General features: G+C 45.9%; 18 protein-coding genes. 7 read left to right on the top strand and 11 right to left on the bottom strand.

Translation table 11 applies throughout. The annotated features are described in order from the left end of the window. The 8 genes from QUA36_RS00970 to QUA36_RS00935 all read right to left on the bottom strand — a co-directional run bounded on the left by QUA36_RS00970 (position 1) and on the right by QUA36_RS00935 (position 3639). Positions 1-357: a type II toxin-antitoxin system PemK/MazF family toxin gene (locus QUA36_RS00970; protein ID WP_333454992.1), complete on the bottom strand. Its 357-nt coding sequence runs from the start codon at positions 355-357 to the stop codon at positions 1-3. Then, positions 351-599 carry an AbrB/MazE/SpoVT family DNA-binding domain-containing protein gene (locus QUA36_RS00965; protein WP_015174616.1) on the bottom strand — a complete coding sequence of 83 codons (249 nt, stop codon included), beginning with the start codon at positions 597-599 and terminating at the stop codon, positions 351-353. The genes QUA36_RS00970 and QUA36_RS00965 overlap by 7 nt, the downstream gene beginning before the upstream one ends. Before the next feature lie 121 nt (positions 600-720). Continuing rightward, the gene (locus QUA36_RS00960) at positions 721-945 is read right to left on the bottom strand and encodes a hypothetical protein (protein WP_333454990.1); all 225 of its coding nucleotides are present in this window, start codon (positions 943-945) and stop codon (positions 721-723) included. After that, entirely contained in the window at positions 932-1228 is a 297-nt protein-coding gene (locus tag QUA36_RS00955) for a hypothetical protein (protein WP_333454988.1), read from the bottom strand. The genes QUA36_RS00960 and QUA36_RS00955 overlap by 14 nt, the downstream gene beginning before the upstream one ends. Positions 1229-1251: 23 nt before the next feature. Next, positions 1252-1494: a YgiT-type zinc finger protein gene (locus tag QUA36_RS00950; protein ID WP_333107999.1), complete on the bottom strand. Its 243-nt coding sequence runs from the start codon at positions 1492-1494 to the stop codon at positions 1252-1254. Between the two features lie 2 nt (positions 1495-1496). Next, a complete protein-coding gene (locus tag QUA36_RS00945) occupies positions 1497-1808 on the bottom strand; it encodes a DUF4258 domain-containing protein (RefSeq protein WP_333452665.1) in 312 nt (103 codons plus the stop codon). A 260-nt stretch (positions 1809-2068) separates the two neighbouring features. Then, positions 2069-3424, bottom strand: a complete 1356-nt coding sequence (locus QUA36_RS00940) for a serine/threonine-protein kinase (RefSeq protein WP_333454986.1) — start codon at positions 3422-3424, stop codon at positions 2069-2071. A 74-nt stretch (positions 3425-3498) separates the two neighbouring features. Beyond that, positions 3499-3639 carry a hypothetical protein gene (locus tag QUA36_RS00935; protein ID WP_333386590.1) on the bottom strand — a complete coding sequence of 47 codons (141 nt, stop codon included), beginning with the start codon at positions 3637-3639 and terminating at the stop codon, positions 3499-3501. 79 nt (positions 3640-3718) lie between these two features. Here QUA36_RS00935 and ispG point away from each other — a divergent pair, with 79 nt between their 5' ends. After that, the gene (gene ispG, locus QUA36_RS00930; RefSeq protein WP_333159712.1) at positions 3719-4939 is read left to right on the top strand and encodes a (E)-4-hydroxy-3-methylbut-2-enyl-diphosphate synthase; all 1221 of its coding nucleotides are present in this window, start codon (positions 3719-3721) and stop codon (positions 4937-4939) included. Between the two features lie 356 nt (positions 4940-5295). Next, positions 5296-6651, top strand: coding sequence for a carboxyl-terminal processing protease CtpC (ctpC, locus tag QUA36_RS00925; protein ID WP_333452669.1), 1356 nt, complete (start codon positions 5296-5298; stop codon positions 6649-6651). Positions 6652-6983: 332 nt separating this feature from the next. Here the strand turns inward: ctpC and QUA36_RS00920 are convergent, their stop codons facing one another. Next, positions 6984-7169 (bottom strand): DDE transposase family protein, encoded by a 186-nt coding sequence (locus tag QUA36_RS00920; protein WP_333159716.1) that lies wholly within the window; start codon positions 7167-7169, stop codon positions 6984-6986. Between the two features lie 300 nt (positions 7170-7469). On the opposite strand from QUA36_RS00920, the gene QUA36_RS00915 reads away from it, so the two are divergent. Continuing rightward, a complete protein-coding gene (locus QUA36_RS00915; RefSeq protein ID WP_333454983.1) occupies positions 7470-9989 on the top strand; it encodes a heavy metal translocating P-type ATPase in 2520 nt (839 codons plus the stop codon). A 197-nt stretch (positions 9990-10186) separates the two neighbouring features. On the opposite strand, the gene QUA36_RS00910 is transcribed toward QUA36_RS00915, so the two are convergent. Further along, the gene (locus QUA36_RS00910) at positions 10187-10534 is read right to left on the bottom strand and encodes a hypothetical protein (RefSeq protein ID WP_190659999.1); all 348 of its coding nucleotides are present in this window, start codon (positions 10532-10534) and stop codon (positions 10187-10189) included. Positions 10535-10639: 105 nt separating this feature from the next. On the opposite strand from QUA36_RS00910, the gene tmk reads away from it, so the two are divergent. From tmk to QUA36_RS00890, 4 genes are all read left to right on the top strand, one after another. Then, entirely contained in the window at positions 10640-11308 is a 669-nt protein-coding gene (gene tmk, locus QUA36_RS00905) for a dTMP kinase (RefSeq protein ID WP_333454981.1), read from the top strand. 293 nt (positions 11309-11601) lie between these two features. Next, positions 11602-12564: a DNA polymerase III subunit delta' gene (locus QUA36_RS00900; RefSeq protein WP_333454980.1), complete on the top strand. Its 963-nt coding sequence runs from the start codon at positions 11602-11604 to the stop codon at positions 12562-12564. Between the two features lie 27 nt (positions 12565-12591). Continuing rightward, complete coding sequence (msrA, locus tag QUA36_RS00895) at positions 12592-13077, top strand: peptide-methionine (S)-S-oxide reductase MsrA (protein WP_445301407.1); 486 nt, start codon at positions 12592-12594, stop codon at positions 13075-13077. A 552-nt stretch (positions 13078-13629) separates the two neighbouring features. Next, positions 13630-14466 (top strand): metallophosphoesterase, encoded by an 837-nt coding sequence (locus QUA36_RS00890; RefSeq protein WP_333159726.1) that lies wholly within the window; start codon positions 13630-13632, stop codon positions 14464-14466. Positions 14467-14621: 155 nt separating this feature from the next. On the opposite strand, the gene rppA is transcribed toward QUA36_RS00890, so the two are convergent. Then, complete coding sequence (rppA, locus tag QUA36_RS00885; RefSeq protein WP_333454978.1) at positions 14622-15308, bottom strand: two-component system response regulator RppA; 687 nt, start codon at positions 15306-15308, stop codon at positions 14622-14624. Between the last annotated feature and the right edge of the window lie 37 nt (positions 15309-15345).

The raw sequence follows: 15345 nt of genomic DNA, 5'->3' as shown, positions 1-15345 counted from the left end.
CTATTCATCAACCGTCATATTCTCAAACAAAATAGGTTGAATTCGCCTCAAAACTTCCTCAATTATATCTGATCGACATTCACTAAGAAAACTTGCTTGCCTTGCGTGGTAATCTAAAGAACGGAGTTGATCCGTCATAATTACACCTGTTATCGCTTCACCTTCTGGAATGGGAACATAAAACGGATTTTTGCGTTGTGTGTTGCTGATGGGACAAACAAACACAAACCCCATTTTTCGGTTAAATTTAGTTTGACTCACCACCAGTGCAGGCCTAGTCCCCATTTGTTCGTGTCCTGCTTGAGGGTCAAAATTGAGGCGAATAAAATGACCTCGTTCGGGGATATAGTTTACCAAACTTCCTCTCCTTCTGGTTTTCCCCAAGAGACTTCTTCGCTAGATTCTATTTCGCCTGCCAATAATTCATCTAGGGTATACTTTGATATTTTATTATTTACAGGCTCTATGACCAGTTTCCCATTTTCTATGCTGCAAATTACTGAATCTTCGGCTTTAAGGTTGAGAAACTTTACTATGTAGTCTGGTATTGGCAAAGCCAAGGAATTACCTAATTTGCTGATGTGTATTTTGGCTGTCATACATTTGCGATGTTAACACTCAGGTTTATTTATTGTAACAGAATATTGGGCGGGGCGGGTTTATTGAGATTGCTGTTTATAAACATAGAGGTTGGTGAACCTGCCCCTACAGAACCTTTGTCTATGCAAATACTGCTTCTACGGCTTTCGGCAATGCGATGGGTACGAAATATGCGACTGGATACAAATAATCTTCACCGGATTCATCAATAACTCGGATCAATTGATGTTCCGCAGCGTGATTATCCGGTATTATTTGGTAGACTTTTCGTACTTCCAAGGATGCTTGATAGTCTTGATTGTTAATGCAAACTACAAATTGTGTTTCTAAGTTAAACTTCAACATATTTGCATAAAGTAGTCAGTTCAGAAGCAGTTGCATCTGTCAACAAAATCGTCCCCTCAGTTGTCAATTCCCATCTATCGCGAGGCGAACCTGTTTCTATATATCGCTGAACCAAGCCATCAGCAGCCAGTTTTTTTAAGACAACCATCATGTCAGGTTCTCGCGGTACATCTCGACGGGAAAGTGCATTCGCGAGTTCGTACCAACTCCACTTTCCTTGACCTTTAGCTACTAATTCCAGCAGCACTAATTCAAGCTGGGTTAATTGAGTTAGGTTTTTCATTCTCTTTATTTTTATTGTATAACTTACCCAACGCGAAAAGATTGCCCCATCGCTTGAAATTCTTGAGTCTCTTCTCGCTGCAATTGCTGTCTAATTTTGGCAAATTTCCTAACTGTTTCCACAGAGTACAACCGTTCTCCACAGCTTAGGCAAACTTCAGCGGATACTTTTAAAATAGCAGTATGCTTGCCACCCCGTAAAAGTTTATCGACTTCTTTGATAACTATTTCACCGCCGCAAATTGGGCATTTTTCTACAGATAGCATTGTTAATTTCTCCTTTGTATCCAATTAATCCATCGATTTGCATCGGGACGATAAACTGTGATTAGGATGGCTAGTTTATTACTAGGGACATAAGACCAAACACTGTGGATGGGATCGCCTCTAAAACTTTCACCATAGATTAAGTATCGGGGATAGGGTTTTTCATTGGGATAATTTTCAATGATTTCACCATAAAAGACGGAAAAGTAGATTTCATCAAATGAGAGATTATCATCATCTGCTTCTTCATCAGCATGGTCTGTAATTCGCACCCGATTTTCTAATATTGCTTCTATAATATCGTTGAGATTCATTCGTTGAAAGATGATTTTGCCGCGAGGGAGAGTGGGATGCAGAAAATCCAGAGTTTTTAGCGGTGGCTGAAAAATTTATTTTTGCTAACTGTTATAACCCGCAAGTGGCGGGGCAGATACTACAAGAAACTACGCGAAAGCCAAAAGTAAAGTGAGGACTGCCAGTGCCAGGTATCGGAAACATAGAACTGGCGTGGTTTCGTGGTTTTTGCCTTTGTAATAAATCTTTATAAAATTCTGTAACCCTTAGATGTTACAGTCTACAAGTCTCGACGCGAGAGAAGAGAACGCCCCACAACAAGCCTTCCACCAACCACCCCATCAGTTAACTTTCCCTTCACACACGGGAGGTGTCCTATAGGTGCTTCGGTGTTGAATTTTAGATCATTATAGTGCAACCATTTACTACTATTCACACGCCAACCTACCCGATCGCCAAAAGCTGCCCAAATTTTCCGATCATATTCTCTGCTTCCCCCCAGACTTTCATAGATGCGTTTCTGCACCGAAAAGCCGAAACGTCCGTTACTGTATTTTACCCAAAGTTGGTCAATAGTTCGTAAGTCTTCACAGGGGAATCGATCGATATCTTCACCCCTCAGCCAGCCATCCTTTGTTCTCCCCGCTACTTCCAGCATTTTTCTTGCCGTTTCCCCATCCGCCTCTTGCCATTTTCCGCTAGCCAACAGCCGATCGAGTTGACGATAATCAACTCCTTTTGCTGAAATCAAATTTACAGGTTGTGGCGGTGGCTGCGGGCTAGGAATCGTTGGTGAAACACCCCCTCTTTGCCCCCGATTGCCGGGGGATTGGGGAAGCATAGCCAACCATTTTTGAACCGACTGAGGGCGCTTTGTCTCATTCATTTCCATCCCTTTCATAATTGCCCGATGCACCGCATCGCTAATATTAGGATTAATCTGAAACGGCGGCTTTAAAGGATGATTTAAAGCTCTCATAAATGCAGGAGTTGGTTGTGTTTTCGTTAGCAAATAGTATAGCGTTGCTGCCAGAGCATAAACATCTGTGTACTCAGCAAATCTGCCAATCTCCCCGTACTGTTCGGGAGGTGCAAAACCATGTGTTAGCCCCAAAGTCATTTGCTGAGTGCGATCGGGAATAAAACCCCGTGCCAAACCAAAGTCAATCAAAACTGCATCAAAATTGTCGCGTACCATAATGTTTTGTGGCTTGATATCCCGATGTAGCAAACCTTTTTCGTGAACTACTATTACCGCTTCTGCCACTTTGCGGATGTAGTTTAAAGCTTCGGTTTCCCACAGGACACCGCGCTTTTCCACCCATTTCCACAAATCTTCTCCTGCCACATATTCCATCGCAATGCAAGGGAAATCATCGTGAGTGAAGTAGGTGTCTATTTTCACAATATTGGGATGCGTGCACACAGCTAATAATAGCGCCTCATCGCGAAATTTGTCCCGAAACCAGGCAAAATTTGGATCGCTCAATAATTCATCTTTTAGCGTTTTGATGACAACCCGCTGCCTGTTTTGCGCCTTCTGCGCTAGGTAAGTGACCCCAAAGCCGCCCTCACCTAACTTGCCTTCAATAATATACCGATCGCCATTTAACCCCTGCCCCGGTGTCCAAACCATTCTCCTCACCGCCAACCAATATTAATTTTTATCTCGGTCTAGCCTGTATTTTAACTGTATTTTATAAGTTCGGTTTAGTTCCACGGGCCCAACTTCAGTTCGCCTTCCCGGTGATGGTTGGCTTTTAGTTCGATCGCCCTTTTCCGACATAATTCGATCGACAAATTTGCAGCAATCTCATTAAGAATTCTAAATCCCAAAACCTCTTTGCCCAAACAGGCCCTTTCTGTGCAAACCTAAAAAACAGCAGACACAATTTTATAAACTCTAATTAAAGAACCCTAGCAACCAGTTATGCAAACTCTGCCGAACCCCACTAAAACCCTCACCACCGAACCAACCTTCGACACCACCATCAAACGCCGCAAAACCCGGCCCGTCAAAGTCGGTAGCGTGACGATCGGCGGCGGCAACCCCGTCGTCGTACAATCGATGATTAACGAAGACACCCTCGACATCGACGGTTCAGTCGCCGGAATTCGGCGCTTGCACGAGATTGGCTGCGAAATCGTCCGCGTCACCGTACCCAGTATGGCCCACGCTAAAGCCTTAGCCGAAATCAAGCAAAAACTGCACGCCACCTACCAACCCGTGCCCCTCGTCGCCGATGTCCACCACAACGGCATGAAAATTGCCCTCGAAGTGGCGAAACACGTAGACAAAGTGAGAATCAATCCGGGACTTTACGTGTTCGAGAAGCCGAAAGCCGACAGAAGCGAATACACCGACAGCGAATTCGCGGAAATTGGCGAAAAAATCCGCGAAACCCTGGAACCTCTGGTGATTTCCCTGCGCGACCAAGGCAAAGCTTTGCGAATCGGCGTTAATCACGGTTCCCTCGCCGAACGGATGCTTTTTACCTACGGCGACACGCCCGAAGGCATGGTGGAATCGGCCCTGGAATTCATCAAGATTTGCGAATCCCTCGACTTCCGAAATATCGTAATTTCCCTCAAAGCCTCCCGCGCGCCCGTGATGGTTGCTGCTTACCGCTTGATGGTGCACCGGATGGACGAACTCGGCATGGATTACCCGCTGCATTTGGGCGTCACGGAAGCAGGAGACGGCGAATACGGCCGCATCAAATCCACCGCAGGCCTCGCACCGCTGCTGACTGACGGCATCGGCGACACTATCCGCGTCTCGCTGACAGAGGCCCCAGAAAAGGAGATTCCCGTCTGCTACAGCATTCTGCAAGCTTTGGGACTGCGGAAAACGATGGTTGAGTATGTCGCTTGTCCTTCCTGCGGTCGCACTTTGTTTAATTTAGAGGAAGTGTTACACCAAGTGAGAGAGGCGACGAAGCACCTCACCGGTTTGGATATAGCAGTAATGGGCTGTATTGTCAATGGGCCTGGAGAAATGGCTGATGCTGACTACGGCTATGTCGGGAAGCAACCGGGTTATATTTCTCTGTACCGCGGCCGGGAAGAAATTAAGAAAGTGCCGGAAGACCGAGGGGTGGCAGAATTGATAGACTTGATTAAATCGGACGATCGCTGGGTCGATCCTTAATTGCTGTCGTTAGCGCAGCCCTCGGAGAGGATCGTCCCTAGGGAGTGTTTTTAAACCCGGAGATCCCCCCTAACCCCCCTTAGTAAGGGGAGTAGGGGGTGGGACAAGAGCGCTCAAAGTCCTTGTTAAGGGGGGACAATAACGCTCAAAGTCAACCCCTACTCCCCTTCTTAAGGGGGATTTAGGGGGATCGAGACTTTGATACAAACGAAAGAGATAGAGGGTTTCAGTCTTAAGTTGACACCGCAGAACTCGGCAAAGTTGAATAATATCTGTACGCCAAAGGCGAGCCGGCCTTGCCTGTGTTAGATTGAGCGTAATTATTCTGAACTCTTTTCCTCCCGCGCGTCAGACAAATGGTTATAACAAAACGAGGGCTTGTTCTAAGTGCAGCAGCAGTGGTACTCACTGCTGTAACTCTTGCGAACGCTGGTTGCAGTTCTAAATCTCTGGCTTCTTTTCGGGGAAGCCCTAAAGAGTTAGTTGATGAAGTTTGGCAAATTATTGACAAAAGTTATGTGGATGGCACTTTTAACCAGGTTGACTGGAAAGCGGTGCGGAATGACTATTTGAACCGGACTTATACCAGCGACGAGGCAGCTTACAAAGCAATTCGGGAAATGCTGAAGAAGCTGGATGATCCTTATACGCGGTTTATGGACCCTCAAGAGTTCAGAAATATGCAGGTTGAAACTTCTGGGGAACTGACAGGAGTTGGGATTCAGTTGACTCAAGATGAGGAAACTAAGAAGTTGGTGGTGATTTCGCCGATCGAAGATACCCCTGCTTTTAGTGCTGGTATTCTGGCAAAAGATATCATTACTAAGATTGACGGCAAGAGCACAGAAGGCATGGATACGAATCAAGCAGTAAATTTGATTCGCGGTCAGGTGAATACTGAGGTGACGCTGACTATTTTGCGGGACAACAAGGAATTAGACTTTAAACTGAAACGCGCTAAAATTGAAATACATCCTGTACGGCAGTCGGTACACAAAAGCCCGATCGGAGACATCGGCTATATTCGCTTAAATCAGTTCAGTGCGAATGCTGCATCGGAAATGCGATCGGCAATTAAGGATTTGGAACAGAAAAAGGTAACGGGTTATATTTTAGACTTGCGTTCCAATCCCGGCGGGTTGCTGTACGGAAGTATTGAAATTGCTCGGATGTGGCTCAAAGAAGGTACGATCGTCTCGACGGTCGATCGAGTCGGTGAGGCCGATCGACAAACGGCAAATAAGGCAGAGCTCACAGACAAACCGTTAGTTGTACTGGTAGACGGCGGTTCAGCAAGTGCTAGCGAGATTCTATCCGGTGCTTTGCAAGACAACAAACGCGCGGTTTTGGTGGGAACAAAGACATTTGGTAAAGGTTTAGTTCAGTCAGTACGCGGCGTGGGAAATGGTGCCGGTTTGGCGGTGACAATTGCCAAGTATTTTACTCCCAACGGCACTGATATCAACCACGCCGGGATCGAACCAGATTTTAAGGTAGAACTCACCGACGCTCAAAAACAGGAATTGAGGCGCGATCGGGATAAAATTGCTACGACAGGCGATCCGCAGTACGCGAAAGCTATGGAAGTTTTGACACAGCAAGTTACTGGTAAAACAGGGAACAATAAGGCAGAGTCGAAACCGAATGCTGCGCCACCTAAACCGACTGCGGCGCAAGCAAAACCGAGTGCAGTACCTTCTAAATCTAAGTAGAAAACCTGTGTAGGGTTTCAGTTGAAAAAAAGCATTCGGGGGAAGATTTAAGGCTAAAAGCCAAGATTTTAAACTCGAATGCTTCGCTCTTTTTTGCAATGCGTCATTGCGAGTCATATCAAATCCGGTAGCATCGATCTAATTCATCTGCGTTAATCTGTGTTTATCTGCCCTCATCTGCGGTTAAAAAAAGAGAATTTCTTTACCGCAGATGACAATGGATTGACGCAGATTCACGCAGATGAATAGAAGAGAGATCTAAAGAACTCCGATACTAACAGATTTGAGATCACGTTAGCTTTCACGATGCCGAGGAAAGTAATAGTAATTGGTCATTGCGGCTGGCATTTACCTGCGCGAATTAATCCGATGCGGCGGGCGATCGCATCTTCAGGCGAATCGTAAGGGCCCCACTTTTCAATAATACTGGGGTTTTGTTCTTCGAGTTGCGCGATTGGCAAAATTTCGCAATTACCCGCAGGACGTTTGACAATATAAAATTTGGGTGTTTCTGTCATAGCTAAATTCGTCAAATAAAAGCTGGATACTAACTAGGCAATTGGCTCATTATATCAAATAGGCAAACAGCACTACCCTGCCCAAGGCGTGTCTTAGCGTTAAACTCGCAGTCCGACAGTAGTTGAAACCCCTACCGGACTGCGGATTTAACCGCATGGAATTAATAAGAATTAAAAAAAACTAACACTTTCGGAAGATGCCACAATATTTATCTATGATCAAAATATAGACATTTGTCTAAACAGGGCATTAAACCATTTCAAAAGTGGCGAAATATTCTAATCAATACCAAAAAAACCATGCAATTTTTGCCCAAAACAATCCCCGAAATTCAACCAGAAATCCTACCAGTTAACGAATCACCGCCAGAACTTGTTACTTTCGATGTCAGCGGGATGAAATGTGCCGGCTGCGCGAAAGCTGTGGAACGCCAACTCATGCAGTATTCAGGCGTAATTTCAGCTTGCGTTAACTTGGCCGTAGAAGTCGCGACGGTTGAGTGTCAACCGGGGACTGTCGATGCAGAAGCTTTAGCGAAAAAGTTGACTGATAATGGATTTCCCTCTCAGTCTCGTTCTGGTGAAAATCAGCGGGAAGCACAAGCCGCAACAATTGAACGGCGAGGGCAAGAAATTCGACAGCAAATCCAGCAATTGACGATCGCCCTTATTTTAATTATCCTATCCGGTTTAGGTCACGTACTCGGCACAAAAGCCCCAATTCTCAGCAATATTTGGTTTCACTGGGGACTCGCCACCCTAGCTTTGCTGCTACCGGGCCGCCCGATTATCGTTGACGGGTGCCGCAGTTTGTGGCGAAATGCACCCAACATGAATACTTTGGTAGCTTTAGGCGCTGTTACAGCTTACACCGCTAGCAACGCGGCGCTGCTGTTTCCACGGATGGGATGGGAGTGCTTTTTTGATGAACCGGTGATGCTGCTGGGCTTTATTTTGTTGGGCAAAACTCTGGAACAGCAAGCCAGACGGCGCGCTGCATCAGCTTTGCAAGCTTTAATCGCATTGCAACCTGCGAAAGCCCGCTTAGTTGATTTTAAACTTGCGAGTTTAGATTTGCGATCGGAAGAATTGCCTTTAGACTCGACATCTGCAGCCTACGATCCACAATATATTGAAATTCCAGCCGATCGCGTCCGAGTCGGAGAATGGCTGCAAGTTTTGCCAGGGGAAAAAATACCAGTAGACGGGGAAATTTGCGAAGGCAAAACAACAATAGATGAGTCGATGCTGACTGGCGAATCAATGCCGGTTTTGAAGCAACCAGGAGATACAGTTGCGGCGGGAACTATCAATAAATCCGGGGCAGTTGTGATGCGGGCAACTCGCACCGGTAAGGAAACAACTGTAGCTCAAATGGTGGCTTTGGTGCAGGCAGCCCAAACTCGCAAAGCGCCGATTCAAAATTTAGCTGATACTGTCGCCGGATATTTTGTTTATGGGGTAATGGGGATATCAGTTTTAACTTTCCTATTTTGGTATTTTGCCGGCACTCATATTTGGCCTTCTGTGCTTTTAGGACACGATATGGGGCATGGGGCAATGGGCATCGGGCATGGGGTATTGGGCATGGGAAATGAATTGCCAATTATCCATTATCAATCGCCTTTGCTGTTAAGTTTGAAATTGGCGATCGCAGTTTTAGTTATTGCTTGTCCTTGCGCTTTGGGACTGGCTACCCCAACTGCAATTTTAGTCGGTTCTGGCATCGGGGCGGAGCGCGGGCTTTTAATTCGCGGTGGTGATGTTTTAGAACGGGTACATCAATTAGATACGGTGGTTTTTGACAAGACTGGCACTCTGACAACCGGAAATCTCACACTCACAGATTATTTGCCGATTTTCCAGAATTCGGAGTGGGATTTGAACTCAGATATTAATGTTGGCAACAAACAAGATGTTTGTTCCACAATTGATGGAGTTTCTGGCAGAGTTGACTCAAAACTGCTGCAAATTGCGGCGACGGTGGAAAGCGGCGCTTGTCATCCCATCGCCGCAGCGATTTTGCTGGAAGCTCAACAGCAAGGTTTGCCGCTGCTAGCTGCTGAGGATTTCTGCACGGAACCGGGCTTGGGGGTTTCTGCTTTGGTGGAGGGCCGGCGGGTGTTTGCGGGGAATGCTGAGTGGATGAAAGAGCAGGGGGTCGCTGTGGCGACGGAATTGTCGGAGTCTTTGCAAGGCAAAACGGCGGTTTACGTGGCTTCTGGGGGCGTTTTGCTGGGGGTAATCGGGCTAAAAGATACTCTGAGGCCGGATGCTAAGGCGGCGGTGGAACGTTTGCGGGGCATGGGATTGCGGGTGATGATGCTGACGGGGGATACGCCGTCTGCGGCGGCGGCGACGGCGCAGCAGCTAGATTTGACGGCGGCTGATGTTTTGGCCGGGGTGCGGCCGGAGGGGAAGGCGAGGGCGATCGCGACTTTGCAAGCCCAAGGCTGTAAAGTGGCTGTGGTGGGCGATGGTATCAATGACGCCCCGGCTTTGGCTCAAGCTGATGTCGGTATCGGTTTGCACTGTGGCACTGATGTAGCAGTTGAAACTGCTCAAATTGTGCTGATGCGAAATGCTTTGATGGATGTTGTTGAGTCGATCGAGCTGGGGCGCGCTACTTTTAATAAGATTCGCCAAAATTTATTTTGGGCTTTTGGTTACAATACTCTGGGAATTCCGGTGGCAGCGGGTATCTTGCTGCCTGCAACCGGAATTCTACTCAGTCCTGCCGCGGCCGGAGCATTTATGGCGTTTAGTTCTGTTAGCGTGGTTACAAATTCTTTGTTTCTGCGCCGGGGATTTCGAGCTTAAATTTAGGGATTGCATATAAAAGTCGGAGGCCATCGGTCATTAGCTAGAAACTAATGACTAATGACCTCATCCCAAGACGGATACAAGCCCCCCACACCAGGAGTCGAGAGCAAAGAAGTTTCCAGATTAGTTCGAGACTCCAAATTTATCTGTGGAGTCACTCTAAAATCTAAAATGTAAAATCGACTGACTGATGGCTACAGTGCCATACTTTCCAAAAGTCGCCAGTTATTGTTGTTCATAATTGAACGACTCACTAGCTCGAACATTTGACGGCAGTGGTTGTTGGTTTGCAGGGGCAGTTCTTCGTTTTTAATCACGAAGTTCATGCGAACCTCTGAGTCGCTGGCCGTGTTTTTCTCAATTAGGACTTCTGCGGTGACAAGTTTGGCAATCGAAACTTGACCTGGGAGCTCGCGAGCCATGACGGAATCTCCTGTATTGTAGATAATATCAAGATTGCATGACTCTAAAATTTCAATCAGGGATTGACGGAGACGGTCGATCGGAACGGCAACGATAAAAAAACCAGTATAGCGAGCCATAGACAACTCCAGCCGTGAGGCATTTAGACTTTATTATCATACCGAACCTAGAACAGATCCACAGAACAATATAGATTTATTTTATTGAGATGGGAAGTTAGGGCAATGAAGGGCAAACTTATCGTGTTTGAGGGGGTTGAAGGTGCGGGTAAAACTACGCAAATGCAGCGCTTGATACAGTTTCTGCAAGGAAGTTGCTTTCTGAGAGTCCGCTTGGTGGCTACTCGCGAACCGGGGGGTACTGAGCTGGGAAGGGGACTACGACATTTGTTGCTGAAACAAGATGGGGGCGAATCTGTATCCGATCGAGCAGAATTACTAATGTACGCTGCCGATCGCGCTCAACACGTCGAAACTTTTCTTAAACCCGAGTTATCTAAGGGAACGATTGTTTTATGCGATCGCTTTACTGACTCTACGATCGCTTATCAGGGCTACGGCCGCGGTCTTAACTTAAATTTAATTAAGCAGTTGAATGACATTGCCACCGGCGGCTTGGAAAGCGATCTGACTTTGTGGCTGGATATTAATGTGGAGGCGGGTTTGGCGAGGGTAAGGGCCCGGGGAGGGTGCGATCGGATCGAGCAAGCTGATTTGAAGTTTCACCGCCTTGTGCAGCAAGGTTTTGCGGAGTTAGCCGAGGCAAATAAATCTCGAATTGTCCGGATAAATGCCGCTCGGCCTGAATATGAAGTCGCTCAGGAGATTCAAGCTATTGTAACTCGCAGGTTAGAAGCTTGGGGATATTTAAATAATACCAATTCTAAAAAATAGCCCTACATAATGTGTAGAGACACAGCAATGCCCTGTCCGGCTCCTGCAACTTACAATTTAAGATTATTAACTCAAAACAATTATTTAGCAGTCCATTAAACCACAATAACCTTTTGGTATTATAGCAACCACTCCCGACGGTTAGGATATTCTTAATTACTACTGACACCTTAGATTTTCATCCTTCATCCTTCATCCTGATATCCGTTACATCCGTTACATCCGTTACATCCGTTACATCCGTTACATCCGTTACAGAATCCGTTGCCGAACTTCATTCTTCCTGAGCAAACATGAATTATTTTACATCATTAATCGGACAAGAGCGAGCAGTAGAATTGCTAACTCAAGCAGTCGAGCAAAACCGAATTGCTCCTGGTTATTTATTTATCGGCTCTAACGGCATCGGCAAAAGTTTAGCTGCTCAGTCTTTCATCGAGCTTTTATTCTCAGCCAATCTTCCCGAAACCAGACTAATAGCCTCCGTTCAAAATCGCGTGCGGCAGCGAAATCATCCAGACTTACTCTGGGTAGAACCAACTTATATGAACCAAGGCAAACGGCTTACACCAAAGGAAGCAGAGGAAGCCGGTTTAAAGCGGAAAGCACCACCACAAATTCGCTTAGAACAAGTTCGAGAAATCGGTGATTTTCTCAGCCGACCACCGCTAGAAGCTGCGCGTTCAGTCGTAGTTTTGGAACAGGCAGAAACAATGGGTGAGGGAGCCGCTAACGGCTTATTGAAGACATTGGAAGAACCGGGAAAAGCAGCGCTAATCTTAATTGCTCCGACTGTGGAAGCTTTGCTGCCAACTTTGATTTCCCGTTGTCAAAAAATCCAGTTTTCACGACTGAATCCCGAAGCAATGGCACAAGTTTTGCAGCAAGCGGGATTCGCAGAGATTTTGGATCATTCCGAGGTACTGGGGATGGCTCAGGGCAGTCCTGGGGAGGCAATTGCTATTTGGCAGCAACTGCAATCAATACCCGATGATTTGCTGCAAAAGGTGAAGCATTTGCCTCAAAATCTGCGGTCTGCTTTGGAATTGGCAAAGGAAATTGATAAAACTTTAGATACTGAATCTCAGTTGTGGTTAATCGATTATTTACAACACTGTTACTGGCAGCAATTTTTGGCAGGGGGAATTAGTCGATCGCCCTTAGAGCCCTTGGAAAAAGCACGACAATATTTGCTAAACTACGTACAGCCGCGATTAGTTTGGGAATGCACACTTATGGGAATATGTCAAGGATAATTTATTGCCAAGTTTGAACCCAATACGATGAGTAACACGATGGAAAAAGCCACATTTGCCGCCGGTTGTTTTTGGGGAGTTGAACACAAGTTTGGCGCCGTTGCTGGTGTCGTCTCGACTGCTGCAGGCTACACAGGAGGTCACTGGCCGAATCCCTGCTACCTGGATGTTTGTGCTAGAGTCACTGGTCACGCTGAATCTGTGCTGATAGAGTACGATCGATCGCAGGTGAGTTACGAAGCACTGCTAGATGTATTCTGGAACTGTCACGATCCTACCCAAATCAATCGCCAAGGCCCCGACAGAGGCGAACAGTACAGGTCTGTGATTTTTTATCACAATTCCGAACAAGAAAAAGCCGCTCGCGCATCCAAACAAAAATTGCAAACTTCCGGTAAATACGACAAAGATATTGCAACCGAAATAAAACCTGCTGGTGAATTTTATATGGCAGAGGATTACCACCAGCAATATATTGAGAAAAAGCGGCATTCATCAAAAGTTATTAGTTAAAAAGTAGGCAAACTCGACAAAAAATAAAATATAGTAGGGGCGCATAAGGCAATGATATATACTAGCCACCAGTTTATTATTAATGCAAAACTCTGCCTCTCCCAAGCCATGTTTATTTCCATTTACTTAGTAATAAATCATTGGTCATGAAATAGTGTTTGGTAGTGGCAATCCCCCCGTGGTAGGCCGATGCGATGGCGATGCGACACAAATCTCAGCTTTGACAATTGCTAAAAGAATATAGATGCGGGGCGGGGAATGCCAGTCTGAAGAGAATTGATAGCGTTTTAAACAGCTTGTTACGCAAGTCATAATATTATAAAAATGCTGTAGTAGTTGGGCGCGTAATACCCAAACAATTTTGCAAGAAAGCCTAAATAAAGATTGGGCATTTCTGTCTCACTTTTCTTGAGTAATCCCACTTTTTGCGTCCTGGACTGTAGTCATTAGTCAGATGACAGAAGGAAAAGGGAAGAATATCTAGTTTGGCAGTCTTGCTTGTTTATTTGCTAAGCTAGAGGTGGCGCTCTGTCATCAATAAACTTTAGATTTATGCACAGGTTATTAACTGGGAAACTGCGAATAGAGTATTTAACAATACCAATCGCTAATCTTCCAGCAAATCTATCCGGTACTAAAATTGTACAGCTTACAGACTTTCACTATGACGGGGTGCGACTGTCGGAATGGTTGCTAGAAGAGGCGATTGCAGCAGCCAATGAAGCCGAACCAGACCTGATTTTTTTAACTGGTGACTTTATTAGCTATGACCCCGCACCTATTTACGGCTTAGTGCAGCGATTGAAAAACTTGCAAAGTCGGGTGGGAATTTACGCGGTTTTGGGAAATCACGACCACTACTGGCCGGAGGCAAAAAGAGAGGTTACTAAGGCTTTAAATAGCGTCGGGATTCGGGTTTTGTACAACGAAGCAATCTATCCTTTGGGTTCTGAATTGGCTTTAGTTGGGTTAGCAGATTTTTGGTCGGGCGATTTTGCGCCTAAACCTGTAATGACATCCATAAATCCCGCGATTCCTCGGATTGTCTTGTCTCACAATCCTGATACTGCTGAAAAGCTGCAAAATTGGCGGATTGATTTGCAGTTTTCTGGGCACACTCACGGTGGTCAAATTGTTATTCCTGGTATCGGCCCTTTGTACGCTTGGGTCAGAAAAATTGGCTATTTGATTCCTAAACGAATCCGAAAGTTCATTCCTTTTATGTCAGCTTGGGATCGAGTAGTTACTCACTGGGAATGGGCTAGCGGTTTGCATCAGGTTGGGAGTAATTTGCTGTACGTAAATCGGGGTTTGGGAACTTATTCGCCGGGGAGGCTATTTTGTCCGCCGGAGGTGACAGTAATTACTTTGGTTTGTCAAGATACGTAAAGGCTGTTTAGGGTGCACACTTTCCCGATAATAGATAATATAGCCGAAGGAAAAAGGAAGTTCGGCAACGGATTCGCTCGACGGATGTAACGGATGTCATGGATGTCAGTCCGATGGAAGAGAAAAGAGGGATTTTTGTACAATTGCTATTATTTTTAATTTGCTTCTCCAAAACGATAGCCTCTGCCGTAGACTGTGTGAATTAGCACAGATTCGCCAGGGGCTTCTATTTTGCGGCGCAGCAGGCGAATTTGAGCGGCTAATACATTGCTGCTGGGTTTTTCGGCTTCACTCCACAAATACTGGTGGATTTGTTCGTGTGTTAGCAATTGACCGGTATGGCGCATTAAGTATTCTAATAACTGACATTCTTTTTCTGATAAGTCAATTGTACGATCGCCCCGATAAGCTAATTGATTGTCGTAGTCTAGCTGTAAATCTCCAACTTGCAGCCGGCCGACAGCAACCTCGGCATCAAAAGTAGGAGGCCGTCGCAGTAATGCGCGGACTCTGGCTAGCAGTTCTCGCAGTTCAAAAGGTTTGACTAAATAGTCATCTGCACCGGCGTCAAGTCCTTGTACGCGATCGTCTACGGTATCTTTGGCGGTGAGAAAGAGCACTGGTGTATTCCGTCCTTGCGATCGCAACTTCTGGCAAATTGCCAGTCCGGTTTGCCTCGGTAGCATCCAATCCAAAATTAGCAAATCGTAATTGCCCTGCATGGCTAAATTGCTGCCACTTTCTCCGTCAAATGCCACATCAACTGTATAACCTTCGCGGCTTAAGACTCGACTCAAAGGGTCAGTCAACTCAACTTCATCATCAACTAAAAGAATCCGCATCCTGATTTCAAATTTGAGATTTGAGATTTTAGGTTAA

Origin of the sequence: Microcoleus sp. Pol10D4 (assembly GCF_036701555.1) — a bacterium.
GTDB lineage: Bacteria > Cyanobacteriota > Cyanobacteriia > Cyanobacteriales > Microcoleaceae > Microcoleus.
Note: the sequence above shows the minus strand (reverse complement) of the source record. Positions and strands in the feature narration are given on the sequence as shown.

Coding starts and splice junctions, on each gene's coding strand:
- QUA36_RS00910 (WP_190659999.1), bottom strand. CDS start 10,534: ATGGCTCGCTATACTGGTTTTTTTATCGTTGCCGTTCCGATCGACCGT.
- QUA36_RS00950 (WP_333107999.1), bottom strand. CDS start 1,494: ATGCTATCTGTAGAAAAATGCCCAATTTGCGGCGGTGAAATAGTTATC.
- tmk (WP_333454981.1), top strand. CDS start 10,640: ATGAAGGGCAAACTTATCGTGTTTGAGGGGGTTGAAGGTGCGGGTAAA.
- ispG (WP_333159712.1), top strand. CDS start 3,719: ATGCAAACTCTGCCGAACCCCACTAAAACCCTCACCACCGAACCAACC.
- QUA36_RS00940 (WP_333454986.1), bottom strand. CDS start 3,424: ATGGTTTGGACACCGGGGCAGGGGTTAAATGGCGATCGGTATATTATT.
- rppA (WP_333454978.1), bottom strand. CDS start 15,308: ATGCGGATTCTTTTAGTTGATGATGAAGTTGAGTTGACTGACCCTTTG.
- QUA36_RS00915 (WP_333454983.1), top strand. CDS start 7,470: ATGCAATTTTTGCCCAAAACAATCCCCGAAATTCAACCAGAAATCCTA.
- QUA36_RS00965 (WP_015174616.1), bottom strand. CDS start 599: ATGACAGCCAAAATACACATCAGCAAATTAGGTAATTCCTTGGCTTTG.
- QUA36_RS00920 (WP_333159716.1), bottom strand. CDS start 7,169: ATGACAGAAACACCCAAATTTTATATTGTCAAACGTCCTGCGGGTAAT.
- QUA36_RS00960 (WP_333454990.1), bottom strand. CDS start 945: ATGTTGAAGTTTAACTTAGAAACACAATTTGTAGTTTGCATTAACAAT.
- msrA (WP_445301407.1), top strand. CDS start 12,592: ATGAGTAACACGATGGAAAAAGCCACATTTGCCGCCGGTTGTTTTTGG.
- ctpC (WP_333452669.1), top strand. CDS start 5,296: ATGGTTATAACAAAACGAGGGCTTGTTCTAAGTGCAGCAGCAGTGGTA.
- QUA36_RS00900 (WP_333454980.1), top strand. CDS start 11,602: ATGAATTATTTTACATCATTAATCGGACAAGAGCGAGCAGTAGAATTG.
- QUA36_RS00945 (WP_333452665.1), bottom strand. CDS start 1,808: ATGAATCTCAACGATATTATAGAAGCAATATTAGAAAATCGGGTGCGA.
- QUA36_RS00955 (WP_333454988.1), bottom strand. CDS start 1,228: ATGAAAAACCTAACTCAATTAACCCAGCTTGAATTAGTGCTGCTGGAA.
- QUA36_RS00890 (WP_333159726.1), top strand. CDS start 13,630: ATGCACAGGTTATTAACTGGGAAACTGCGAATAGAGTATTTAACAATA.